Origin of the sequence: Rheinheimera soli (genome assembly GCF_021290985.1) — a bacterium.
GTDB classification, from domain to species: Bacteria; Pseudomonadota; Gammaproteobacteria; order Enterobacterales; family Alteromonadaceae; genus Pararheinheimera; species Pararheinheimera soli.
The window spans coordinates 32,587-55,083 of sequence record NZ_JAJOYU010000028.1; the positions used below are offsets into that span (position 1 = coordinate 32,587).

22 protein-coding genes and 1 tRNA gene are annotated in these 22,497 nt (G+C 47.1%); 14 read left to right on the top strand and 9 right to left on the bottom strand.

All coding sequences use genetic code 11. From position 1 onward, the window contains the following. The first annotated feature begins 60 nt into the window (after positions 1-60). Complete coding sequence (locus tag LSG37_RS16635; RefSeq protein ID WP_233080929.1) at positions 61-237, top strand: hypothetical protein; 177 nt, start codon at positions 61-63, stop codon at positions 235-237. Here LSG37_RS16635 and LSG37_RS16640 read toward each other — a convergent pair. Continuing rightward, positions 176-1,507, bottom strand: a complete 1,332-nt coding sequence (locus LSG37_RS16640) for an MFS transporter (protein WP_233080930.1) — start codon at positions 1,505-1,507, stop codon at positions 176-178. The genes LSG37_RS16635 and LSG37_RS16640 overlap by 62 nt on opposite strands. A gap of 153 nt (positions 1,508-1,660) precedes the next feature. Between LSG37_RS16640 and LSG37_RS16645 the strand changes: the two genes are divergently transcribed. Beyond that, positions 1,661-2,119: a winged helix-turn-helix transcriptional regulator gene (locus tag LSG37_RS16645; protein ID WP_233080931.1), complete on the top strand. Its 459-nt coding sequence runs from the start codon at positions 1,661-1,663 to the stop codon at positions 2,117-2,119. A 107-nt stretch (positions 2,120-2,226) separates the two neighbouring features. On the opposite strand, the gene LSG37_RS16650 is transcribed toward LSG37_RS16645, so the two are convergent. From LSG37_RS16650 to pepA, 3 genes are read right to left on the bottom strand one after another with little or no spacing between them, the layout of a single operon-like run. After that, entirely contained in the window at positions 2,227-5,091 is a 2,865-nt protein-coding gene (locus LSG37_RS16650; RefSeq protein WP_233080932.1) for a valine--tRNA ligase, read from the bottom strand. Positions 5,092-5,132: 41 nt separating this feature from the next. After that, positions 5,133-5,582, bottom strand: coding sequence for a DNA polymerase III subunit chi (locus tag LSG37_RS16655; protein ID WP_233008199.1), 450 nt, complete (start codon positions 5,580-5,582; stop codon positions 5,133-5,135). Positions 5,583-5,584: 2 nt separating this feature from the next. Next, entirely contained in the window at positions 5,585-7,090 is a 1,506-nt protein-coding gene (pepA, locus tag LSG37_RS16660; RefSeq protein ID WP_233080933.1) for a leucyl aminopeptidase, read from the bottom strand. Between the two features lie 203 nt (positions 7,091-7,293). Between pepA and lptF the strand changes: the two genes are divergently transcribed. Both lptF and lptG read left to right on the top strand, forming a co-directional pair. Continuing rightward, positions 7,294-8,403: an LPS export ABC transporter permease LptF gene (gene lptF, locus LSG37_RS16665; protein WP_233080934.1), complete on the top strand. Its 1,110-nt coding sequence runs from the start codon at positions 7,294-7,296 to the stop codon at positions 8,401-8,403. Further along, complete coding sequence (gene lptG / locus LSG37_RS16670) at positions 8,396-9,460, top strand: LPS export ABC transporter permease LptG (protein WP_233080935.1); 1,065 nt, start codon at positions 8,396-8,398, stop codon at positions 9,458-9,460. The genes lptF and lptG overlap by 8 nt, the downstream gene beginning before the upstream one ends. Before the next feature lie 76 nt (positions 9,461-9,536). Here lptG and LSG37_RS16675 read toward each other — a convergent pair whose 3' ends face one another. Further along, positions 9,537-10,034: an RDD family protein gene (locus LSG37_RS16675; RefSeq protein WP_233080936.1), complete on the bottom strand. Its 498-nt coding sequence runs from the start codon at positions 10,032-10,034 to the stop codon at positions 9,537-9,539. 172 nt (positions 10,035-10,206) lie between these two features. Here LSG37_RS16675 and LSG37_RS16680 point away from each other — a divergent pair. Together LSG37_RS16680 and LSG37_RS16685 are read left to right on the top strand one after the other, a co-directional pair. Then, positions 10,207-10,293 (top strand) — tRNA-Leu (locus LSG37_RS16680). 240 nt (positions 10,294-10,533) lie between these two features. Next, entirely contained in the window at positions 10,534-11,487 is a 954-nt protein-coding gene (locus LSG37_RS16685; RefSeq protein ID WP_233080937.1) for a COG2958 family protein, read from the top strand. Between the two features lie 328 nt (positions 11,488-11,815). Here the strand turns inward: LSG37_RS16685 and LSG37_RS16690 are convergent, their stop codons facing one another. Further along, complete coding sequence (locus LSG37_RS16690) at positions 11,816-12,997, bottom strand: PDDEXK-like family protein (protein WP_233080938.1); 1,182 nt, start codon at positions 12,995-12,997, stop codon at positions 11,816-11,818. A 511-nt stretch (positions 12,998-13,508) separates the two neighbouring features. Between LSG37_RS16690 and LSG37_RS16695 the strand changes: the two genes are divergently transcribed. The 3 genes from LSG37_RS16695 to LSG37_RS16705 all read left to right on the top strand — a co-directional run bounded on the left by LSG37_RS16695 (position 13,509) and on the right by LSG37_RS16705 (position 16,073). Further along, complete coding sequence (locus LSG37_RS16695) at positions 13,509-14,279, top strand: alpha/beta hydrolase (protein WP_233080939.1); 771 nt, start codon at positions 13,509-13,511, stop codon at positions 14,277-14,279. Then, on the top strand, positions 14,210-15,523 hold the full coding sequence (kynU, locus tag LSG37_RS16700; protein WP_233080940.1) for a kynureninase: 1,314 nt from the start codon (positions 14,210-14,212) through the stop codon (positions 15,521-15,523). Before LSG37_RS16695 ends, kynU begins: the two co-directional genes overlap by 70 nt. A 286-nt stretch (positions 15,524-15,809) precedes the next feature. Further along, positions 15,810-16,073 carry a DnaJ domain-containing protein gene (locus tag LSG37_RS16705; RefSeq protein ID WP_233080941.1) on the top strand — a complete coding sequence of 88 codons (264 nt, stop codon included), beginning with the start codon at positions 15,810-15,812 and terminating at the stop codon, positions 16,071-16,073. A gap of 98 nt (positions 16,074-16,171) precedes the next feature. On the opposite strand, the gene LSG37_RS16710 is transcribed toward LSG37_RS16705, so the two are convergent. Then, a complete protein-coding gene (locus LSG37_RS16710) occupies positions 16,172-17,647 on the bottom strand; it encodes a serine hydrolase domain-containing protein (RefSeq protein ID WP_233080942.1) in 1,476 nt (491 codons plus the stop codon). Between the two features lie 421 nt (positions 17,648-18,068). Between LSG37_RS16710 and LSG37_RS16715 the strand changes: the two genes are divergently transcribed. The 3 genes from LSG37_RS16715 to LSG37_RS16725 all read left to right on the top strand — a co-directional run bounded on the left by LSG37_RS16715 (position 18,069) and on the right by LSG37_RS16725 (position 19,968). After that, the gene (locus LSG37_RS16715) at positions 18,069-18,413 is read left to right on the top strand and encodes a restriction endonuclease (RefSeq protein ID WP_366515569.1); all 345 of its coding nucleotides are present in this window, start codon (positions 18,069-18,071) and stop codon (positions 18,411-18,413) included. Positions 18,414-18,603: 190 nt separating this feature from the next. Further along, positions 18,604-18,975: a PA2779 family protein gene (locus LSG37_RS16720; RefSeq protein ID WP_233080944.1), complete on the top strand. Its 372-nt coding sequence runs from the start codon at positions 18,604-18,606 to the stop codon at positions 18,973-18,975. Positions 18,976-19,014: 39 nt separating this feature from the next. Then, entirely contained in the window at positions 19,015-19,968 is a 954-nt protein-coding gene (locus LSG37_RS16725) for a PA2778 family cysteine peptidase (RefSeq protein ID WP_233080945.1), read from the top strand. Between the two features lie 29 nt (positions 19,969-19,997). Here LSG37_RS16725 and LSG37_RS16730 read toward each other — a convergent pair whose 3' ends face one another. Beyond that, positions 19,998-20,390, bottom strand: coding sequence for a RidA family protein (locus LSG37_RS16730; protein WP_233080946.1), 393 nt, complete (start codon positions 20,388-20,390; stop codon positions 19,998-20,000). 189 nt (positions 20,391-20,579) lie between these two features. Between LSG37_RS16730 and LSG37_RS16735 the strand changes: the two genes are divergently transcribed. Next, positions 20,580-21,167, top strand: a complete 588-nt coding sequence (locus LSG37_RS16735; protein WP_233080947.1) for a TetR/AcrR family transcriptional regulator — start codon at positions 20,580-20,582, stop codon at positions 21,165-21,167. 56 nt (positions 21,168-21,223) lie between these two features. On the opposite strand, the gene LSG37_RS16740 is transcribed toward LSG37_RS16735, so the two are convergent. After that, complete coding sequence (locus LSG37_RS16740) at positions 21,224-21,895, bottom strand: RluA family pseudouridine synthase (RefSeq protein ID WP_233080948.1); 672 nt, start codon at positions 21,893-21,895, stop codon at positions 21,224-21,226. 106 nt (positions 21,896-22,001) lie between these two features. On the opposite strand from LSG37_RS16740, the gene LSG37_RS16745 reads away from it, so the two are divergent. Further along, complete coding sequence (locus tag LSG37_RS16745) at positions 22,002-22,454, top strand: DUF4826 family protein (RefSeq protein ID WP_233080949.1); 453 nt, start codon at positions 22,002-22,004, stop codon at positions 22,452-22,454. Positions 22,455-22,497 lie beyond the last annotated feature (43 nt).

Genomic DNA, 22,497 nt, shown 5'->3' on the forward strand with positions numbered 1-22,497 from the left:
TGCTTTGCCAAAGGCAGGCATAAAGTGATGAATCAAAGTGGTGCATCAGAGGGGGCAGCTATGAGTTGGATAGTGCGGGCTTTATTATTTATCAGCGGCGTAATTACCAGCTGGTTTGTCTCAGTGGAGGCCAGTAACTACATTGTTTATCAACTGGTGATTGCGGTTTTCCTGATCACTTTATGTGCTGTGGCTTTGGTGTATCTGCCTGTTTTTTTGCGACGTTTAAGGGCTTAAGGCAGAGTGGGCTTGATGGGAGTGCAGTCTGACACTGTGCTCGCCCGATATGCGCAGTGGTAGCCCAGAAAACAACACCCACTATGCTGATGGTAGCGCCCAAAATACATACACCGTTCCAGCCCGCACGCTCGTATATCGCAGTGGAGGCAATAGCTCCGATGGCACTTCCGATAGAGTAGAAGAGCATGTAGCCAGCAACCAGTCGGCTATGTGCCTCAGGCCGAATGGCGAAGATCATGCTTTGGTTTGTAACGTGGACTGCCTGCACTGCCAGATCTAGAATAACCACACCAATCACCAGTGCCAGTATTGAGGAATCAAGAAGGGCAATGAATCCCCAGGATATGAGCAACAACAGCAGAGATATTCCACTCGTCCATTGCCCAAGACCCCTATCGGCCAAAGGTCCAGCTCCGCTGGCAGCAAATACACCAGCCAGCCCTGCAAGACCAAACAGGCCGATTTGCGTGTGTGACATAGCGTAAGGGGGCGCGCTGAGTGGCAGCACCAGCGCAGTCCAGAATGCACTGAAAGCGGCAAATAGTAGCAGAGCAAGAATGGCACGGATCCGTAAAATAGGCTCCTGCACAAACAATGTTAGCACCGAGCGAAGTAGTAATGGATAGGAAACCGAAGAGCGAGGAGCAGCCTCACGCGGCAAAATGCGATAAAGGACTGCTGCCATAAGTAGGTTTGTTATGGCAGATGTCATGTAAACCGTGCGCCAGCCGCCAAGATCAGCAAGCACTCCAGACACGAAGCGGGCCAGCAACAGACCGACGACTATACCGCTTGTCACCATCCCTACCGTTTTTCCTCGTGTTGTTGGCGAGGCGAGCATTGCAGCATAAGCCACCAAAACCTGCACGACAACAGCCAATAGTCCTACTGCGACCATGGCGATGAATAACATAGCTTCATTTCGGGTCGTCGCAACAACAGTCAGGGCTATAGCGGACAGCAACCCTTGAGCTACGATCAGCTTGCGACGATCGAGAATGTCACCCAACGGTACGATAAACAGAAGCCCGCATGCATAACCGATTTGCGTCAACGTAATGATCAGGCCAATCACAGAAGGAGCTATTCCGAAGTCGGCAGCCATGGTGTCCAGTAGGGGGTGTGCAAAGTAGATGTTGGCGACGCTTAGCCCGCTGGCTATTGCAAAGATAATAGTCGTTCCCATCGAGATGCTACTGGTATTCGCTGGGACTGGCGGATCGCTGGGTTTTGTCGTTGAGTCATGGTCATTTATCTGGCTGTTCATACGATATCCTGAAGCAATAAGATGTTACATGAAATGAAGTCTCATAATAAGACCAGATTTTGAATAGATCTAGTCTTATTTTAAGACTTCATTTGCAGGGGTAATAAAGGACCGTATAATGAGGCAGTCAGGTGAACCAGAAAGGATAACTGAATGAAGCGCAAGAACTTAAGTAAGGCTGAATGCCCTGTGGCACGCTCTCTGGATGTGATAGGTGACTGGTGGTCGCTTCTGATCATACGAGACGTTCTCGACGGCATAAACCGCTTCAGTGCGCTTCAGAAGAATCTCGGTATTGCACGAAGCATGTTGACTACTCGGTTGCAGGATCTGGTAGACCATGGAGTATTGGAGACTGCGCCAGCTTCTGACGGCACTGCTTATCAGGAATATGTTTTGACAGAGATGGGGCATGGGCTTTTTCCTGTGATTGTCGCTTTGCGCCAGTGGGGCGAGGATAATCTCTACCAACCGGACGAGCAACACTCAGTGTTGGTCGAAACTCAGACTGGCGAGCCTGTAACACGCCTTGAATTACGGTCTCGGGAGAACCGGGTTCTCGAATGGCGAGATACTACGATTAGGAAAGTATCGTCAGATTTGAAGCCGTAGAACCTAAAGTAAAAGCGCAGCGACGATGACTCGCAAGGCATTTTGCAGGACGAAAAATGTAAAAGGCGACCCGCAGGTCGCCTTTTGTCTTTCTATGCAACTGGCAGTTAAATCGCAGCTATTTGTGCCTGCTGAGCTTTTAACTTAGTGATAGCTTCTAAAGCTTCTGCCAGTTTTTCGCGCTCTTTCGCTAAAACTGCTTCAGGCGCTTTTGCCACAAAACCTTCGTTCGCCAGTTTACCGGCAACACGGTCATGCTCCTGCTGAGCTTTTTCCATTTGCTTGGCAATACGGGCCAGTTCGGCTTCTTTGTCGATCAAACCCGCCATAGGGATCAGAATATCCATCTTGCCCAAAAGCTGAGCTGCACAAGCTGGTGCTGTTTCGCCATCGGCCAATACAGTAATGGCTTCTAATTTCGCCATATTCTGCAAGAAGGCCATATTGCTTTGTAAGCGGCGGCTGTCGTCAACGGTCAGGTTACGCACCAGTACAGACAATGGCTTGCTTGGCGCTATATCCATTTCACCCCGCACGTTACGAATCGCGACGATAAAGCTCTTCACCCATTCCAGATCAGCAGTGGCGGTTTCGTTGACCAGTGCCTGATTAAATTCCGGATAGGCCTGCAGCATAATGCTGTCGCCCGGGTTGATATCTGTGCGAACCATAGGGGCTACGCGCTGCCAAATTTCTTCAGTGATAAATGGCATAATCGGGTGCATTAAACGCAGCAAAGATTCCAGCACTGTCAGTAAGGTATGACGAGTGCCACGTTGCTGAGCTTCAGTGCCTTTAAATAACACAGGTTTGGTCAGCTCTAAGTACCAGTCACAGAACTGGTTCCAGGTGAACTCATACAGCGTATTGGCCGCCATATCAAAACGGTAGCTGTCTAAATAACCACGGAACTGAACGATAGTTTGCTGATACTGGCTGATGATCCAATGATCGGCTAATGACAGTTCCATCTCGCCACCAGCAAGACCGCAGTCTTTCTCTTCAGTCATCATGGTGACGTAACGGCTGGCGTTCCACAGCTTGTTACAGAAGTTGCGGTAACCGTCTAAACGTTTCATATCCCAGCTGATATCACGGCCGGTTGACGCCAAAGCCGCTAACGTGAAACGCAGTGCATCTGTACCGCTGGCTTCAATACCTTCAGGGAATTGCTTTTTGGTCTGGTTGCCAATTTTTTCGGCCAGCTGTGGCTGCATCATATTGCTGGTGCGTTTCACCAACAGGTCTTCCAGGCTGATACCGTCAATCATATCCAGCGGGTCAATCACGTTGCCCTTGGATTTTGACATCTTGTCGCCGTTTTCATCACGAATAAGGCCAGTCACATAGACAGTCTTAAATGGCACTTGTGGTTTGCCATTTTCGTCTTTAACAAAATGCATCGTCATCATAATCATCCGGGCAACCCAGAAGAAAATAATGTCAAAACCAGTGACTAACACGTCGGTCGGGTGGAAGGTTTTTAGCTCTTCCGTATTGTCCGGCCAACCTAAAGTAGAGAAAGTCCACAGCGCTGAGCTGAACCAGGTGTCCAGTACATCGTTGTCCTGACGTAATTTCACGTCATCGGCTAAAGCGTGTTTAGCACGAATTTCAGCTTCATCACGGCCTACATAAACTTTACCTGTTTCATCGTACCAGGCTGGAATACGGTGACCCCACCACAGCTGACGGCTGATACACCAATCCTGAATGTCACGCATCCAGCTGTAGTACATGTTTTCGTACTGCTTAGGCACAAACTGAATGTCGCCGTTTTCCACAGCTTCAATGGCAGTTTTGGCCATAGGCGCCACACGCACATACCACTGGTCAGTTAATAAAGGCTCAATCACCACACCTGAACGGTCGCCGTAGGGCAGGGTGTTATTGTGATCTTCTACTTTGTCTAACAGGCCAGCTGCATCAAAAGCGAACACTATGGCTTTACGGGCAGCGTAACGGTCCAGGCCCTGATATTCCACAGGAATAAAAGCGTTATGCGCCGGGTTTGCTTCGCCATTAGGGAAGAAACATTCGCCTTCAGTGCGGATAGTAGCGTCAGCTGTCATCACATTGATCATTGGCAACTGATGACGTTTACCTACTTCGTAGTCGTTAAAGTCATGAGCTGGCGTGATTTTGACGCAACCTGTGCCTTTGTCTTTATCAGCATGTTCGTCGGCCAGAATTGGAATACGGCGGTTCACCAGCGGCAACAGCACTTCTTTACCAATCAGGGATTGGTAGCGCTCATCGTCAGGGTTCACTGCAACACCTGTATCGCCCAGCATAGTTTCAGGACGGGTAGTGGCTACTACTATGTAGTTTTTGCCATCAGCAGTAGTGACGCCATCGGCCAGCGGGTAACGTAAGTTCCACAGATGGCCTTTTTGTTCTTTGTTTTCTACTTCTAAATCAGAAATAGCAGTGTGCAGCTTAGGATCCCAGTTCACCAGGCGTTTGCCACGGTAAATCAGGTCGTCCTGATACAGGCGCACAAACACTTCCTGTACGGCATTCGACAGGCCTGCGTCCATGGTAAAACGCTCTTTGTCCCAATCGACTGAGTTGCCTAAACGGCGCATTTGTTCGGTGATGGTGCCACCTGATTCGGCTTTCCATTCCCATACTTTTTCGATAAAAGCTTCACGGCCCATGGCATGACGGTCTGGTTTGCCTTCGGCTGCCAGTTTACGCTCCACCACCATTTGCGTGGCGATACCAGCGTGGTCAGTACCTACTTGCCATAAAGTGTTTTTACCCAGCATACGTTTGTAGCGGGTTAAGGCATCCATTATCGTTTGCTGGAACGCATGGCCCATGTGCAGGCTACCGGTCACGTTTGGTGGTGGGATCATGATGCAATAAGCACCATTACTGTTATCACCACTTGGCTTGAAATAGCCTTTGCTTTCCCATGCCTGATACATGGCTTGTTCAACTTGACTCGGGTTAAATGTCTTTTCCATCTTCGTTACCTGAAACTCTCACTAAAAACGCAGGCCGGCCATCAGAGCTGCACTGTTTGCGGGGTTAACCCCGACTGGCGATAAAATTTAAACCGTTCCCGCGCCTGAACCTTAAGCTGTTCTTCGGCTGGAACAAATTCGATAATTTGTTGAAAACGCTGACTAAAAGGCGGCACTGTTGCCGACAGGTTAATTAAAACCGGCCTCGCGTTGCTTGGAGGCAGCCAACTGATTTCCACCGGAGCGCCTCGGGCAGGGCCTTCGCCCGCCAGATTGTGTGGTACAAATCGCTCTGGATCAAAGCGCCATAATACCTCATCCAGCAGTTCGGCGTCCGCCTGATTTTGGCAGAACACAAAAACCCGCTGTCCGGCCTGATACAAATCGGCGCAGAGTTTTGCTGCTACATGAAAAAAAGCTGGCTCTGACGCCAGCTGTGATTCAGCTTCTGCTGCCTGTTCCGGCAGCAGATAAAAACTGACTTGAGGCACTGTTATCCCTCGATGTCGGTTCCGACACGGTTAATTAAAAACTGGGTCAACATAGCCACAGGGCGGCCTGTTGCACCTTTGTCTTTACCACCACTGCGCCATGCAGTACCGGCAATATCCAAATGCGCCCAGTTGTATTTACGGGTGAAGCGCGACAGGAAACAGGCTGCGGTAATAGTACCGGCGGCACGGCCACCTAAGTTACTGAAATCCGCAAAGGGGCTTTCCAGTTGATCCTGATAGTCATCCCACAAAGGTAAACGCCAGGCTCTGTCACCACTTTGATCTGACGCATTTAATATTTCATGCGCCAGCGGGTTATGGTTACTTAATAAACCTGAAGCGTGTTTACCCAAGGCAATGACACAAGCGCCTGTTAAGGTCGCAACGTCAATCACCACATCAGGGTCAAAACGCTCGACATAAGTTAAGGCGTCACAGAGCACTAAACGGCCTTCAGCGTCAGTGTTCAATACTTCAACGGTTTGGCCCGACATGGTAGTTAAAATATCACCTGGGCGATAAGCGCGGCCATCCGGCATGTTTTCAGCGCCAGCCAGTACAGCCACCATATTAATAGGCAAACCTAAACTGACTACCGCATGCATAGTGCCCAGCACTGAAGCTGCGCCACACATGTCGTATTTCATTTCGTCCATCGCATCGCTTGGCTTGATGCTGATACCGCCGGTATCAAAGGTTAAACCTTTACCAACCAGTACCACTGGCGCACTGCTATCCATAGCGCCGTTGTATTTAATCACCGCCATTTTGGCTTCGTTTTCCGAGCCACGACCAACAGCTACGTACGAATGCATGCCCAAAGCCGTCATTTCAGCAATGCCCAGCACTTCCACCGACACTTTATCGTGTTGCGCTAACGCTACTGCCTGATCGGCCAGATAAGCCGGAGTACAGATGTTTGGCGGCATATTCGACACGTCTTTACAGACCTTGATACCAGCAGCGACAGCCAAACCATGTTCAACGGCTTTTTCGCCTATGGTTAAGTCGCGACGGGTTGGTACGTTAAAGACAATTTTACGCAGCGGGCGACGGGTTTCGTCTTTGCGGCTTTTTAATTTGTCGAATACGTATAAGCAATCCTGCGTGGTTTCCACCGCATGACGCACTTTCCAGTAAGTATCACGGCCTTTGACATGCAGCTCAGATAAGAAACACACAGCTTCCATTGAGCCGGTTTCATTGAGGGTGCTGATGGTTTTGGCAATGATTTGGCGGTACTGACGTTCGTCTAGTTCACGTTCTTTACCACAGCCCACCAACAGTACACGCTCACTCAACACGTTAGGCACATGGTGCAATAACAACATCTGGCCGGGTTTGCCTTCTAAATCGCCCCGGCGTAATAAATTGCTGATGTAGCCTTCGCTGATTTTATCCAGCTGTTCGGCAACCGCTGACAAGCGGCGCGGCTCATAAACGCCGACAACGATACATGCACTTCGTTGTTTTTCCGGACTACCGCTTTTTACGCTGAACTCCATGCTCACTCCTGATTCTAAGACTTCCGGCCACTATACCAAGTTAGTTCGGTGTTACAGTGGGCTTCTTTGTGATGATATTTTGTCCTGCTTTATAAAAAAGCTCGGATTTATCGCCACTTTAGTCAATAATAATTGCTGTAAACATCCAGTTTACTTAAAAATCGTCAGGGTTCCAGCAAAAAGACAGGTTTTAGGGGGCATTTTTGATTGTTTTTCGTTATCTGATTGGTGAAGTGTTTAAATCCCAATTGGCGGTCTTCCTGATCCTGATCACTATTATCATGAGCCAACGCTTTGTGAAAATTTTGGCTGACGCATCAGACGGTGATATTCCGGGTCAATTAGTACTGACCATACTGTCATTAAAACTGCCGCAATTGGCCGTAGTTATTATTCCTTTAAGTGCTTTTTTGGGTGTACTTATTGCCTACGGCCGTATTTATGCCGACAGCGAAATGACGGTGTTACATGCCACCGGCATCAGCGAATGGTATGTTACCCGCTTAACCCTGATTTTATCTGTGGTGATGGCGCTTGGAGCAGGTTTTGTCACTTTGTATTTAAGCCCCTGGTCTATCGAGCGCGAATATCAGATCCTAGAACAGGCCGAAGCCGATTCTGGCTTGAGCAGTTTAATACCGGGGCGCTTCCAGCAAACCTCGAATGAAAAAGCTGTGGTTTTTGTGCATGACATCAGCCGCGATGGCGGTGAGCTGGAAAAGGTATTTTTAGCCCAGACTTCTTCAGAACCAGGCGGACAAACCTCTATTGTTTATGCTCAGTCTGGTTATGTGAAAGAAGATGCCAGCGGTGCTCAGTTGCTGGAATTAAACAGCGGCCGTCGTTATGCAGGTGAAACCCGTTCGCCAGGCTATGAAGTAGTGGAATTTGGTCAATATCAAATTCAAATTCGCGAACAGCAGGTGGAACAAAAACGCCGCAAGTTATCCAGTTTACCTACGGCTGAACTGCGCAAGCAAACTGGCCCTGAAGCTGCGGCAGAATGGCACTGGCGTATCGCTATACCACTGTCTATTCCTATTCTGATGTTGATTGCTGTGCCTTTGAGTAAAGTAAACCCACGACAGGGCAAGTTTGGCCGTTTACTGCCAGCTTTGGCTTTATACCTGCTGTATTACATTCTGCTGATTGCCAGCCGCTCAGCTATTGAGGATGGCAAAATTCCTCAACAATTAGGCATGTGGTGGATCCACGCTTTGGGCCTGACTTTTGGCACAGTGCTGCTGGTGAAACACCGTACTGCAGGTCAGAAGTTAAAAGCATTACTGACAGGGCGCTCTTCTCATGTTTAAGATCCTCGACCTGTATATAGGTCGCACCATTTTGAGCACAGTGCTGATGACAGTGACAGTACTGATGATTTTATCCGGCATGTTCAGGTTTATCGACCAGCTGCGATTAACAGGGCGGGGTGATTACGACTTGTTGTCGGCCGGTTTATTTACCTTATTCAGCGTGCCAGGCGACTTAATTTTGTTTTTTCCTATGGCGGCCTTAATAGGCGGTTTAGTGGGCTTGGGCATGCTGGCCAGCAACAGCGAATTGGTTGTCATGCAGGCAGCGGGGTTGTCTCGACTCAATATCATCAACTCTGTGATGAAAACCTCATTACTGATGATGCTGATTGTGATGCTGGTGGCCGAGTTTGGTGCGCCAGTGGCTGAAAAAACCGCCCGTGAACTGCGAACTAAAGCTATTTCAGGCGGTGATTTAATTTCTGCACGACAGGGTGTCTGGGCTAAAGACGGTGATCATTTTATTAATATCAAGCAGGTGGATGACTTTGGTAACCTGACTGATTTAACGATTTATGAGTTTGATACCGACTTAAAATTGCAGGCTATTGTCAGCGCCAAAACCGCAGTTTTTATCAGCAATGCCTGGCGTTTATCAGATGTTAGCCGATTGAATTTTCGTGACGACAGAGTAGAGAAGCATCAGTGGCAGGAACAGCGCTGGCGCTCAACCTTAACCCCGGACAAACTGGGGGTTGTGTCTATTAAACCTGAGTTGTTATCGCTCAAGGGCTTAACCGACTACATCGACTATTTGGACAGTAATAAGCAGGACAGCAGTAAGTTTGAACTGGCATTCTGGCGCAAGGCAACCCAGCCTTTAACCATAATTGCTATGTTGCTGGTGGCTTTGTCTTTTATTTTTGGACCACTGCGCAGCGTCACCATGGCAGCCCGTATTCTGATGGGAATTCTGACAGGTTTTGCGTTCTATATGAGCGATCAGGTGTTTGGGCCTGTGGCTTTGGTGTACCAGTTGCCGCCAGTCCTTGGTGCCGTATTGCCATCGGCTGTATTTATAGCGCTGGCGATGTATTTATTGCAGAAGAAATAGCGAAGTTGTTGTTCCAGATATAAAAAAGGCAGAACTGAATTCTGCCTTTTTTATATCTGCTGATTTAGCTGCTGGTTTAACCCGCTTTACGATGTAAATTCAGCTCTTTGCTTTCATCTTTGGTCAGCTTCACCACTATGGTGTTGGTGATTTGATCCTGCAGCGCCAAGCCCTGGCCCCAGCGGATCCACAACCAGAAATTTCCCAGACCTAACAAAGACACCACTAAACGCAGTAACCCTTGTTTTAGCGTAATAGGGGAACCATCAGCCTGTATCAACAAAATACGCCAGGCCCGCATACCGAGGGTTTGACCAGCTTTCACCCAGAAATAAACATAAAACCAGACAAAAACCAACAACGAATAGAGCTGGAACCAAATGGAATGTTTCTGAATAAAGTCAGCCTGATCCTGATAAGCCGCCAGCGAAACCAACCCCAGCTTATCCAGAATAGTTACCAGCAACAGCGCCAGACCCATAGCCAGCATCCAGAGCGCCGCTAAAATCAGCACGTCATAAATAATAGCCGCTAAACGGCGGAACAAACCCGCCCTTGGAGATTCGTGATACATCAGTGTTTCCTGATTTTTATTGATTCTGTGAATGGCGCTAAGTGTATCACGCAGCTTAGTTTTTCCGAAACTGCTGCAAAAACGCGCAACCACACAGCGAACTGAAACTTTTGCTTGCGCCGCGCCATTCGCTTTGTATAATGCAAGCGTTTACTTCTGTACGACCCTCAATGCCTGGGTGGCGAAATCGGTAGACGCAGCGGATTCAAAATCCGCCGGGGGAAACTCCGTGTCGGTTCGAGTCCGACCCTAGGCACCAATACTGCAAGTTATTTCTAAATTAGTTACCATCAGTTCATATAGTTTCCTTTCTTTTAAGACCTCTTTTGATAATTATGAGTAATCTAAGTCTTTGATAAACCATTAAATTTTGGTTTCAATAAGCTTTGCTTGTGAACGACTTTTTCAGATGTTAATTTGTGTTTTATATAGGGATTTTTTAGAACCCAGTTGATACTTGATGGTCATTAAAATCGCAATCGCTTAATGGGAGTAAGACGTGGCCTTAAAAGACATGGTTTTTAAGTGTTTAAAGGATGCTGCCGGACAACAGTTCACTGCTCGCCAGTTGGCCGAAATGATTGTCGAAAAGTATCCCGAGCAGGCATCCCATAAAAAAGCTAATAGCGGCTCTAATGTTCAGACTATGTTGGATCTGATTGAACAATTCGCTGCAGAAATAGGAAGTCGCAGGCCTGGATGGCAGGAAAAAAATACTCAGTTAAAAACAACCAGTGGTCGTCCACGTAAATATTATTGGTCAGAGCATTCAGATGAAGCTGAAGTCAATCTGTCCGATTCATTAGGTCTACCTGCAAAGCCACTAGCTACAGAGCAAAGTGCATTACCATCAGACCCTCCAGCTATTATTACTGAGCATTCTTTATACCCATTGTTGGCTAAATATCTTAAGTCTGAGTTAGACGTATTTTCCATGCGTATTGATGAGAAGACCTCATCGAACAAAGGCGGTATGGGTTCGAATGAATGGCTACATCCAGACTTAGTTGGACTTGAGGATCTCGCCTCTGACTGGGTTGATGTAATTAAGTCCTGCGTTGCTGAGCTATCGGAAAGAAGGGCCCGGTTATGGTCTTTTGAAGTCAAAATTCTGATCAATCGTTCAAATGTCCGCAAATCATATTTTCAAACAGTTTCAAACTCATCATGGGCTCATTATGGCTATCTGGTGGCTGCTACTGTTGAAGGTGAGGACACTATGCGAGAGCTACAAATGCTTTCAGCAACTCATGGTATTGGTGTCATTCAATTAGACGTTAATGAACCCACTGAAAGCCAGATCCTGATCCCTGCAAAAGAGCGAGCTACTTTAGATTGGGAGATGTGTAATCGTTTAGCGGAGGAAAATAAGGATTTTACCTCTTACTTACAGAAAATTGGCGACTTCTCAAAACTTGGGAAAGTTCTTCCCACTGAATGGCTGATGAAGTAAAACTTGGTATTGAGTAGCTATTGCGTTCACTGCTCTGAATCAGTTGGTGATGCTCCAAACATCATGTGGCGCGGACAGAAGATGCTGTGCTGCCTAAGAACTGAAATTATTTATATGTGGAAAAACATCGGCGTTTTTCCAGCTTGGCGTAACCGAGATGGTGTTCCATCTCTTCTTCAAGGCTCGTTCAGCAAGCTTTTTGGTCAACTGGCGCAGCAAGCGTTGCTCGCCCATCAGATCTTAAGGAGATTTGCAGTCAGCTGATCCAGTAATTGGCATTCTTTATCCCCTCTAAGGAGTTAGGTAGAATGCCACTCACACAGATTTTTTATACTATCAAATGCTCTAACTCTGCCAATAGGTGTTCAAAATTTAAGCATTCCAAGATGACTTGTTGGACACGACTTACTTGCTCAATAAAGTAAGCGAGTTGCTCTTCAGATGTGTACAAACTTTCAAAAAAGCAATCCATAGGTTGAATAATCGCTAATGGATGGTACCAATTGATCCCGTTATTACTGTTATTTTCATTGTTATCAACAACAGTCCATCCTTCGTCAGAAGTTTTGTCGCTCTGATATGACTCATTTATAGCGAAAATTCTGCTCTGTAGTTCTTGTCTAAACAAACGAAAATGCTCACTTTTGCGAACAACCTCCTGGGCCAGTTTATTTAAATCGAGCACTACAGCAACGTGTAGCCGCTTCCCCATAACCAAGTCAAAATTATGATCTTTTCCGTCAAGGATGAATCCACAGAAGATCCCTGGAGACCACTTCATTTCTTTATTGGGATTAAATTTACAAAACTCTACACCTATGCGCTTTTCCACTGCACGGGAGCGATCTTTAAATACAGGTTCAAGTACTGATTTGAGCGGCCATTGGACATGATTTAGCGCGGCGTTGCTTAGCAATGCGCACATCTGTTCTTCGAGAGCTTTAGCTTCAATATAATGGTCAATGGCTAAATGATTAATGGGTGAGACCGGTCCCAGCCCTTCAGCCCACAATAGTTCGACGATTTCCTGCACGTACCACGCGACTCGGTTGTCATTTAATGAATCTTTAATGTTCCTGAGAAAATGATAAATGTTGTGCCAGCATAGTGAGCAGTCAGGATTCTGCTTGTGTTGATATTCACGGGCAGTGATAAGAACTAGCCTGTAATCGGAAAAGTGGTCCTGTGCGAAATTGCGGTAATTTTTGAGTTGATTATCATGTAACGCTGAATGAACCTTGTGTTCGAAAACTAATGCAGAGTCATCCCACTTAATCACCAGATCAGGAAATTTATTGTTAAAATTTTCCTGTGTTGAAATGACACATGCATCAGCGTTGAAAGCAATAGGGACTTCAAGGTGTTCATTTATCTTGGCTACGAACGCTTTTACTACATCCCGACTGCTGCGCAGAAGGTGAGCAAAGGCTTCAGTAATGAAGTTTTCTAAAGGGTCTGTATTTTCTCTAGGTCGATATTTTCTAAGATTAATTAATAAGTTATTTTCCATTGCGTATCCTATTCCGCTACAGATCAGAAGCGTTCTGTTCCACTTCGATTACGGCATAATTTGCCCTGCTTTTACTATGTATACAGTTTGCCCTTTCCCCGAGATTAACACCAATCTCTCGATGAGATTTCGAGCTTAACAGCCTTGTATAAATAGTCTTTATTGATCTGCTTCAATGCAATACTCTTGTATGGGTATCGCGTAATCCAATAGCCTTTGCTGTAAGCAGCGCAGTGTCGGGGATAAACAGGTTCTGAATTCTTAATCCTTTAATCAAGAGCGTCGTATCACTATGCCATCTGAGTTTTCGTCTTATCGTGCCGCTTTCTCAACTAAAAAGGCCTGGTGCCTTGCTTTTTCTATACTCAGCCTTGCGCTGTTTAGTGCTTGCACAGTTGCACTAGCAGCCGGGCTTGCTAAGGATGATAAACCGAGTACAGTCCAGAACCTTGCTCTGTTACAAAACGTTAGCTTCACTAGCGTGCTGGCTCTGCCTGTAAAAAATCAGGGGATGAAATTAGCCTATGGCAAAGCGGCTTTGCAGTTTGGTTTGTTGTCTTTACCTGAAGCCAGCGCTAACGCCAAACCGCCTTTGGTTATTTTTGTACATGGTGGCTGCTGGTTGAATGCTTATGATGTTGAGCACAGCAAAGCGTTAAGTCAGGCGCTGACAGAGGCTGGTTATGCCGTATGGTCGTTGGAGTATCGCAGGGTAGGTGATGAGGGCGGCGGCTGGCCTGGTAGCTTGAACGATATAGTGCAGGGCATCGACTATGCTCAGGCTCAGTTTGAGCAGTATGGCGTTGATGTTAATCGTATTGCTCTGATGGGACACTCAGCCGGTGGCCAGTTGGCGCTTTTAGCGGGTGAAAAGCTAGCTGGTGAAAAGATAGCAGGTGAAAAGTTAGCAGGTGAAAAGCTGGCTGCCGGAAAAAAAGTTCAACAGGTGCAAGCCGTGATAGGGTTGGCCGCTATTACAGATATGGCCAGTTACTCGCTTGGTACTAACAGTTGTCAAACTGCGACTGCTAAATTTATGGGGGCTACAGTTGAGCAGGCTCCAGAGCTATACCAACAAGCCAGCCCAAGTCAGGGCAAAGCTCATCCGAAAACAGTGTTGCTGCAGGGGGCGGCAGATCAAATTGTTCCTGTCACTCAAGCGACTGACAGTGGCATGCCTTATCGTACCTTTGATCATTTAGGACATTTTGATTGGATCCATCCACAAAGTGCCGCTTATCCACATCTGATATTCACTCTACAGGAGCTATTACCGCTGTGATGCCATCTTTAACTCTCGAACAGCTTCAGCACTATGATCAACAGGATGTATTGGCTCATAAAAGAGCAGAATTTAGTTTGCCTGAGCATATTATTTATTTTGATGGAAATTCGTTAGGTGCTATGCCTGTAGCTGCAGTGCAGCGGGCGCAGGACGTGCTGGTCAGGCAATGGAGTCAGGATTTAATACAAAGCTGGAATAGCAATCATTGGATTGATTTACCTGTCAAAGTAGGTGAACAAATTGGCCGTTTGATTGGTGCTGAAAGTGGCCAGGTGATTTGCTGTGACTCTACTTCGGTGAATTTATTTAAAGTGCTGAGCTGCGCCTTGTTTATGCAGCCGGATCGTTCTGTGGTGTTAACCCAGCAAGGCAATTTTCCGACCGATCTTTATATGGTGCAGGGGCTTAGCACGCTGGTAGGTGAAAAACGCTGTCAGCTGTTGGAGGCACCAGAGCATGAACTGGTGCAGGCGCTGAACAGCGATGTTGCGGTCTTGATGTTAACTCAGGTTGATTTTCGCAGTGGTCGTTTATTGGATGTGCAGCGTTTAACCCAACGTGCACACGAACAGGGCGTATTAGTGATTGTAGACCTGGCCCATAGTGCCGGTGCTTTGCCTGTTGAACTGGACTCATGGCAGGTCGACTTTGCAGTCGGCTGTGGTTACAAATACTTGAATGGTGGCCCTGGCGCTCCAGCGTTTTTATATGCGGCTAAACGTCATCACGCCAACATCACTCAGCCCCTGAGTGGCTGGATGGGACATAAAACTCCCTTTAGCTTTAGTCCTCAGTACGTTAAATCTGACGGCATAGAGCAGTTTTTAACTGGGACTCCTGCTGTAATTTCCATGAGTGTGCTGGATGCGGCCTTAGGGGTGTTCAGCGATGTCAGCATGACGCAAATTCGCGAAAAATCCCTGGCTTTAAGTCACTGTTTTCACCAGTTAGTACAACAACAGACTGCGTTAAGTGAATTAAGTCTGATGACGCCTCTGGATCCGGCAGAGCGGGGCAGTCAGTTGGCTTATCAGCATAGTCATGCCTATCAGTTGTGCCAGGCTCTTATTAAGCGCGGTGTGATTGCTGATTTCAGGGCGCCTGATATTTTACGCTTGGGTTTTACTCCGTTGTATCTACGTTATGTCGATTTATGGCATGCCGTAGACATACTCAGCGATATTGTACAGAGCAAAGAGTATTTAAAACCTGAATATGCCATCAAGCAAAAAGTGACCTGAACTTGCAAACTGCGGCTAAGCTGTAACCCGCTTCGAGTCTAAAGTGCTGCAGGTTCAGGCATTACTGCTTTGTTACTGAAAAAGCAACTTTGCTTGGTTTAACTCAGGCTTTAGCCTCTAGTGTGGTCCAGAAAATGCGCGGGTAATGAAGCTTTGATAGTTATGATGCTCAAACAAGCATGGCGCTCCACCTTCTTCCGTTTTCGATTCAGCGCGTCAGCGCACAGAGAGTCACTTTGTGCGGCTGTTAGGCTTGCTGTAGGAATTCGTTAGATGGGATCAGACAATGGAATTTATTGATTATTACACTGTGCTTGGCGTTGTTCCAACGACGGACGCTAAAGCTATTAAAACGGCCTATCGCAAACTTGGCCGCAAGTATCATCCTGATGTCAGTAAATTGCCGAATACCGCAGAAATATTTAGACGTGTTGCTGAAGCCTATGCTGTCCTACACAGCACAGAGAAACGAGCCAAATACGATGCATATTGTGCAGCGCGCCGCCATGGTTTTATACGCTTAGTCAGGACAAACGCAAGCGGCCGTTAATGACGCCTGCTTAGTTTTTTAAACTCGATGGAGCTTTGGCTAAGTAGTAGTTGATATGCCAGGGCTAAGCTGGCACCTGGTGAATAGGCTGCTTTGCGCTATCGGACTTTCGTCGCCCTATAAGTATTTGCACCCCGAATCAAAGAAAACCCTGTCGGCTTATTTTTAGTATCTGTTTCAAACCGGACTGTGGTATCTGAGACTGTCAGGAAAAAGCTTGAATCTGCTTCGCGGTGCAGTTCGAGGCGATTGCTGCTGAGTAAATTGCTTTGCAGATACAGGCGGTCTGCTTCGGCGAAAACATGGGCTGGCTGGTTTAGCAGCAGGTACTCGCCTGCTAACTTTTTGTTTAGTGTGGCATCCGGCGAGACGGTTGATTTTTGTACCACCTTAAAATCGGGCCAGTTGTATTCGGCGGCAATACTGGCAAATATCTCTTGAATTAACGCCCTGCCATTATCGCTGTTGGTTAGCACTACCGCGCCCTGGCCGGTTTTGGTGTAGCCGAACAACAAGGTGCGAAATCCTTCATTGCCACCACTATGGCTAAAGCTGGTTCTGTCTTGCTGTTGTTCAACAAAAAAGCCAAGGCCGGTTTCACCTAAGCCGCGGGTTAACATAGTTTTGGTCATTTGGCTGGAAAGTATTTTGTCTGAAGTACCAGCCTCCGACTTTTGCACTTCAATCATGATTTTTGCTAAATCTGTCGCTGTACTCCACATGCCTGCCGCTGCCAGTTCAGGATATTGGTGCCACAAACCGGGAATGGCTGCACCGCTGCCGTTATGTCCTGCGGCAGCATTGTTGCGATCTTCCTTTGGCAAGCGTGCTGCGAAGCGGCTGTGTTGCATATCTAAAGGAGCGAGTACGATATCTTCTAATAGCTGCGGGAAATCCTGTTTGCTTGCTTCCATCATCATCAACTGGATGATGCTGTAGCCACCACCTGAATAGCTCCACTGAGTGCCTGGTATGGCTTCAACACGAACTGCTGCTGAATTCGCTGGTGCATCACCATTTAGCACTGCAAGTAAGTTTGGTGCAGTTTGCTTATCTGTATAGCCATGAAAACCATGCACATTGACGCCACCACTGTGGTTCAGCAACTGCCGCAGGCTCACTTTATGCTCTTTGGTGAATTGATTGTCAGGCAGCTTCCAGCTTTTCAGTTGGTTATTTACATCACCATCCAGTTTGAGTTTTCCTTGTTCCACCAGATGTAATGCTGCCATGGCGCTGATGGCTTTGCTGATGGACGCGGTTTGAAACAAGGTGCTTGGCGTGGTGTGTTCAGTTTGTCCCACTACATTAACCCCATAAGCGCGGGCCCACTCAAGTTGACCATTGTTTACAACCGCAATGCTTACCGCAGGCACCTGATGGTAGTGCATCCGATCTGCAAGCTGCATTTTTTGAGCTGATGCGCCTTTAACAACCACTGGAGTAGAAAGCCCTTGTTCAACGCGGTTGATTTTCTCATTGAGCGCTGTTGATTCTGAACTGGCAGCAGCTGTATAGGCAGCACATACCATAAGGAACATCAGGGTTTTACGCAGTAACTGTGGTGCAGGCATGAAGTGGTCGTCCTTGAGTTAGCGGCCATAATATGGCTCTAACAAGTTAATTTACCTCAGATTATTGAAAAGCGGCGGTAGTTGCAATGCTCAAGCTGTAAGCAATAGTTTCGTAAAAAGGTAAACCCAAAGTTGCTCAATCCACTTGCTCATCCTCGCCTATGGCTTTAGTCTGTACCCGTATTTTTCTTTTTAATCGCGTAAGTTTAAATAACCGAATAGTGATGTTGTAGTTGCTAAGCATGGAGTGCTGATGGCCCGCCGAAAGAAAACCAACCTGCTGGAAGACTTATTTAATATGGCCGCAGCTTTGCCCTGGTAGGTTGGCGTTGTACTGGCTTTTGTTGTGTTCTGGTACCTCGATTCACTTGCTGCGCAGCCTATTCCTGTTGCAACCAATGCGGAGCAGTTATTGTCTGGTGTGAAGTATCAGGCCCTGCAGACCTTGGGCTTTTATGGCCGCTTTGTTTTTCCGTTCTTTTTACTTGCAGGTTCTGTTGCTTCATTTTTTGCGCGGCGCAAAAGAATAAAGCTTTTAGCTACTGCAAGAAACATAGAGTCTTCTGATCCGTTTAGTACCTTGTCCTGGCATGACTTTGAGTTGCTGGTAGGGCAGTATTTCAGGGAATTGGGTTATAGCGTGGCTGAAACCAGTTTTGGCGCAGACGGCGGCAATTTCTTTTATGGTTGTAGTCGTTATCCTGGTTGTAAGGGGGTTAGAGATGCAACCGCTGAGGCACAGCCGAATTCAGAGATCCGGGCGTAAAACGCTAAACTGCTGCTGTCACTTCTTTGGCACAACTTTATCTACATCAATAGCACTTCCATAAGCTTTGTTGCGCATCCCTGACGGATGCTTTACTGTGCACCCTAGATGAATGTTAAAAGGTTAGCTCTCTGAGATTTATCTAAAAACGGTTTTTTCTATAAAAACAACAAATTAAGGATAAATAAAGATGAATAAATTTTTAAAAGCCAGCATCCTGTGTCCGATGTTAGTCCTTGGCATGAGCCAGGCTAGCGCTGCTGTATTTAGTTCAGAGCAGGTTATCGCCAATCAACAGTTTAATTTCAATAAGCAGCAAGTGTTGTCTTATGTAGACAGTGCCGAAGTGCAGAATAAACTGATCGAGCTGGGCGTAAGTCCTGCTGATGCAAAACAACGTATCGCCAATATGACTGCTGAAGAGCTGAGTGCGCTGAATAGTCAGATGAACGAAATGCCTGCAGGCGGTATTGTCGGTGTTGTGGTTACTGTACTGGTGGTTGTGGTTGTCACAGATTTAATGGGCCTTACTGACGTTTACCCTTTTATCAACCCAATTTAATTCGTGAGTTTGATGGTTTTACTACGACAGGTCTGCCTTTTGGCGGGCTTGTTGATTGTACTGACAGGCTGCCAGACACCGCCACAAACCAAGCGGCTACTGGCAGAGCCTCCAGCTATCGCTCGTCAGCATCTGATCCCACAAGTCCCATTTTATCCGCAGCAAGAGTATTTTTGCGGTCCAACGACCTTATCTGAAGTTGCTGGTTTTTATGGGCTTAAAAAAGACCCTGCCACTATAGCGCCCACTACCTTTATTTCGGGTTTGCAAGGCACTCTGCAAATTGAAATGTCGGCTGCAACACGGCAACTTGGCATGCTCGCCTATGCACAGCGCGGTACCATGCACCAACTGTTAAGTCTGGTTGCTGAAAATATTCCAATCATAGTGCTACAAAACAACTCTCTGGCTTGGCTACCGCAGTGGCATTATGCCGTGGTGATTGGCTACGACCTGCAAAACAAAGAAGTGATTTTGCACACCGGCGTGACTGAAGCGCATCGGCTGAATTTTTCCACTTTTGAGCGCACCTGGGCGCGGGGCAACTATTGGCTGCTAGCTATGTTGCCTGCAGATAAAAGCAGTTCGCAGCTTGAGCCCTTTATTTACACCAAAGCCAGTCAGGATTTACTCAGCACTCAACAGGTCAATAGCGGTATAACCGCGCTTAAAACCGCGACAAGCCAATGGCCTGACTATTGGTTACCGTACTTTTTATTGGGTAATCATTATTTCTCAAGCCAGCCTTTAGTAGCTGCACAATGGTTTGAAAAAGGCCTGCCTTTTGCGAAGCAGGAAATATCTTATCTGAACAATTATGCGGTGCTGCTGAGTGAACAAGGTTGTCATGCTAAAGCAACCACACTGATTGAAGCGGCGCTGAAAATCGCTCCGAATGACAGCAATCTACTGGATAGTCAGCAACAAATTCGCAAGTCTGAAGGCTCAGGTGGCACTGCTATTGCCCAATGCCAGCTGCAAACAGCCAACTAGTTGCTGGCTGTTTGAGCACCTAAGCTTGATCAGCCCGGAATGCGGGCTATTACTTTGATCTCAAAATCAAAGCCGGATAACCAGGTGACACCCACTGCTGTCCAGTTTGGATAAGGTGGGGCACCAAAGATCTTTTGTTTTACTTTCATAATGGTGCCGAATTGATGTTGTGGATCGGTATGAAAAGTGGTGACATCGACAATATCGTCAAAGCTACAGCCTGCTGCCGCCAAAGTAGCTTTAAGATTCTCAAAGGCTAACTCAACCTGAAGTTCGAAATCCGCTTCTGGGCTGCCGTCAGCATGGCTGCCTACCTGACCGGAAACAAATAACAGATCGCCTGAGCGAATTGCTGCTGAATAACCATGCTCTTCATAAAGTGCATGTCTGTTGGCTGGGAAAATAACTTCTTTTGTAGTCATGGTATAACTCTCTTTGTTAATGGGTGATTGGCTGCGAAGCTGCCGATATGTGCAGTAGCGCAACACAATTCGGATAGTTTTAATGGTCCTGCATGTTGAATTGGTTTAACATACGAGGCGTATGTAGAATATCTCGCATACGCGACGTATGTCAAGTGACATACATTGCGTATGTGAAAGGAGTATCGAATGAGTATCCGATTAACAAAGATGGCGGAAAACCGTGAGAAGCTGATTGCTGCTGCACGGCGGGCCTTTGCTGAACAAGGTTACGCTGCCGCGTCTATGGATACCTTAACTGCTGAAGCGGGGTTAACCCGGGGCGCGCTGTACCATAACTTTGGCGATAAACGTGGTTTGCTTGCTGCTGTGGTGGACCAAATTGATTCTGAAATGGCTGACTATGCGAAGTCTGTCGGTGCCAAAGCAGAGAATGCCTGGTTAGGTTTATTAGCTGAAGGCGCGGCCTATATAGAAAAGGCGCTGGACCCTGAAGTGCAGCGTATTGTATTGCTGGATGGCCCTTCTGTTTTAGGTGATCCATCGCAATGGCCAAGCCAGAATAAATGCCTGCAATCGACCAGAAGCACTATTGAGAAGTTGATTGAAAACGGCATAGTCAAACCTGTTGATGCTGAAGCTGCCGCTATGTTGTTAAATGGCGCAGCCTTGAATGCAGCGCTTTGGCTAGCATCCAGTGCCAATCCTCAGGCTATGCTGCCAAAAACGCTGGAGGCATTTAATCTGCTGGCTTCAGGGTTTTTGGTGAAGGGATGACAGAGGAAAAATAATATTCTCACTTTACAGTATGTTGCCCAGTACCTCGTATTGGGTCAAAACGGACAAGGGCAGCTGATCGTCATACGTTGCCCTGTTACCGGATGATCAAACTCCAATTCTGACGCATGCAACAACAGCCGTGGCGCCATAGCTTGTGTTTGGTCGCTGCCGTATAAATCACAGCCCAAAATAGGATGACCCAGATACTGGCTATGAATACGAAGCTGGTGAGTGCGGCCTGTTTCTGGCGTAAATAACAGCCGGGTCCGGTCAGGGTTGGTCAGTCGTTCCAGCACCTGAAAATCGCTGATGGCTTTTTGCCCTTGTTCAAAACAAACTTTTAAACGTGGAAACAAAGCTTTGTCTTTGCTGATTGGCGCTTCAATCACTCCGCTATCTTGTTTTATGTGACCCGCTACTATGGTTTGGTAGCGTTTTATTACAGTGCGGGACTGAAACTGCTGGCTTAACAAGGCGTTGGTGGTTTTATCCAAGGCCAGGATCATAATGCCTGAGGTGCCCAAGTCGAGTCGGTGTATTAATGTGATCTGTGGATAAATGTGGGCTAAACGATAGTGCACAGAGTCCAGATTTAGCGGGTTTTTACCGGACAAACTCAATAGGCCGCTTGGCTTGTTAATAAGCAGAATATGGTCGTCCTGATACAGCGTTTCAATGGGCTGATGACAGGCAGGGGCCACAAAATTATCTATCACTGTCATCATAGGTATCCCAACTAAATCTGGCGCAGAGTGTACTTGAAATCAAAGCTTGCTGCCTTGCTTTAACTTGGTGAAAATAGCTGTTTTCAGCCAGCAAGGGCGTTTGACGATGAATTTGGATGAAGCAGAAGACTGGGCCTGGTGTGATGCGCAGTTTGCCGCTATTGAAGCTTATGTAAAAGCACAGAATATTCCGCATGGTGTCATTTGTGACTGGCCTGAATGGTATGCCGCACCTTATGTCGGTTTATGGGCAGTGGAAGATCCTGCGGATCCGGGTTTTGTTGGGAACTGGATTTTAGCCGGTGATACAACAGGTGTGCAGCCGCAGCCTGTGGCTTTTGATTCTTTAAGCGCAGAAGATGGTGCTGAGCCCCGTGAAGCTTTAGCTGCTTTTGCCAAGAAATGGGCCACTTTGGCAGCATCTGCGGCTAAAGGCAAAGCCTGGACTGGCAGCCCGGTACTGAGTGGGGATTTGCCACAACAAGCAACACAGTTAGCCCGGCAGGCTGAGCTGTTAAAACTCTGGGCCAGTGACGATGATATGTGGGATGAAGACTAAGCAAAAAGTCAGCTCCGGTTAAATAAAAAAGGTCTCAGTAGTT

What these genes read in the sequence shown, in the direction of transcription:
- LSG37_RS16730 (WP_233080946.1), bottom strand. Translation starts at nt 20,390, where the DNA reads ATGACTACAAAAGAAGTTATTTTCCCAGCCAACAGACATGCACTTTAT.
- LSG37_RS16635 (WP_233080929.1), top strand. Translation starts at nt 61, where the DNA reads ATGAGTTGGATAGTGCGGGCTTTATTATTTATCAGCGGCGTAATTACC.
- LSG37_RS16650 (WP_233080932.1), bottom strand. Translation starts at nt 5,091, where the DNA reads ATGGAAAAGACATTTAACCCGAGTCAAGTTGAACAAGCCATGTATCAG.
- LSG37_RS16675 (WP_233080936.1), bottom strand. Translation starts at nt 10,034, where the DNA reads ATGTATCACGAATCTCCAAGGGCGGGTTTGTTCCGCCGTTTAGCGGCT.
- LSG37_RS16705 (WP_233080941.1), top strand. Translation starts at nt 15,810, where the DNA reads ATGGAATTTATTGATTATTACACTGTGCTTGGCGTTGTTCCAACGACG.
- LSG37_RS16735 (WP_233080947.1), top strand. Translation starts at nt 20,580, where the DNA reads ATGAGTATCCGATTAACAAAGATGGCGGAAAACCGTGAGAAGCTGATT.
- LSG37_RS16640 (WP_233080930.1), bottom strand. Translation starts at nt 1,507, where the DNA reads ATGAACAGCCAGATAAATGACCATGACTCAACGACAAAACCCAGCGAT.
- LSG37_RS16695 (WP_233080939.1), top strand. Translation starts at nt 13,509, where the DNA reads ATGAAATTAGCCTATGGCAAAGCGGCTTTGCAGTTTGGTTTGTTGTCT.
- LSG37_RS16710 (WP_233080942.1), bottom strand. Translation starts at nt 17,647, where the DNA reads ATGCCTGCACCACAGTTACTGCGTAAAACCCTGATGTTCCTTATGGTA.
- LSG37_RS16740 (WP_233080948.1), bottom strand. Translation starts at nt 21,895, where the DNA reads ATGATGACAGTGATAGATAATTTTGTGGCCCCTGCCTGTCATCAGCCC.
- pepA (WP_233080933.1), bottom strand. Translation starts at nt 7,090, where the DNA reads ATGGAGTTCAGCGTAAAAAGCGGTAGTCCGGAAAAACAACGAAGTGCA.
- lptG (WP_233080935.1), top strand. Translation starts at nt 8,396, where the DNA reads ATGTTTAAGATCCTCGACCTGTATATAGGTCGCACCATTTTGAGCACA.
- LSG37_RS16645 (WP_233080931.1), top strand. Translation starts at nt 1,661, where the DNA reads ATGAAGCGCAAGAACTTAAGTAAGGCTGAATGCCCTGTGGCACGCTCT.
- LSG37_RS16745 (WP_233080949.1), top strand. Translation starts at nt 22,002, where the DNA reads ATGAATTTGGATGAAGCAGAAGACTGGGCCTGGTGTGATGCGCAGTTT.
- LSG37_RS16690 (WP_233080938.1), bottom strand. Translation starts at nt 12,997, where the DNA reads ATGGAAAATAACTTATTAATTAATCTTAGAAAATATCGACCTAGAGAA.
- LSG37_RS16720 (WP_233080944.1), top strand. Translation starts at nt 18,604, where the DNA reads ATGAATAAATTTTTAAAAGCCAGCATCCTGTGTCCGATGTTAGTCCTT.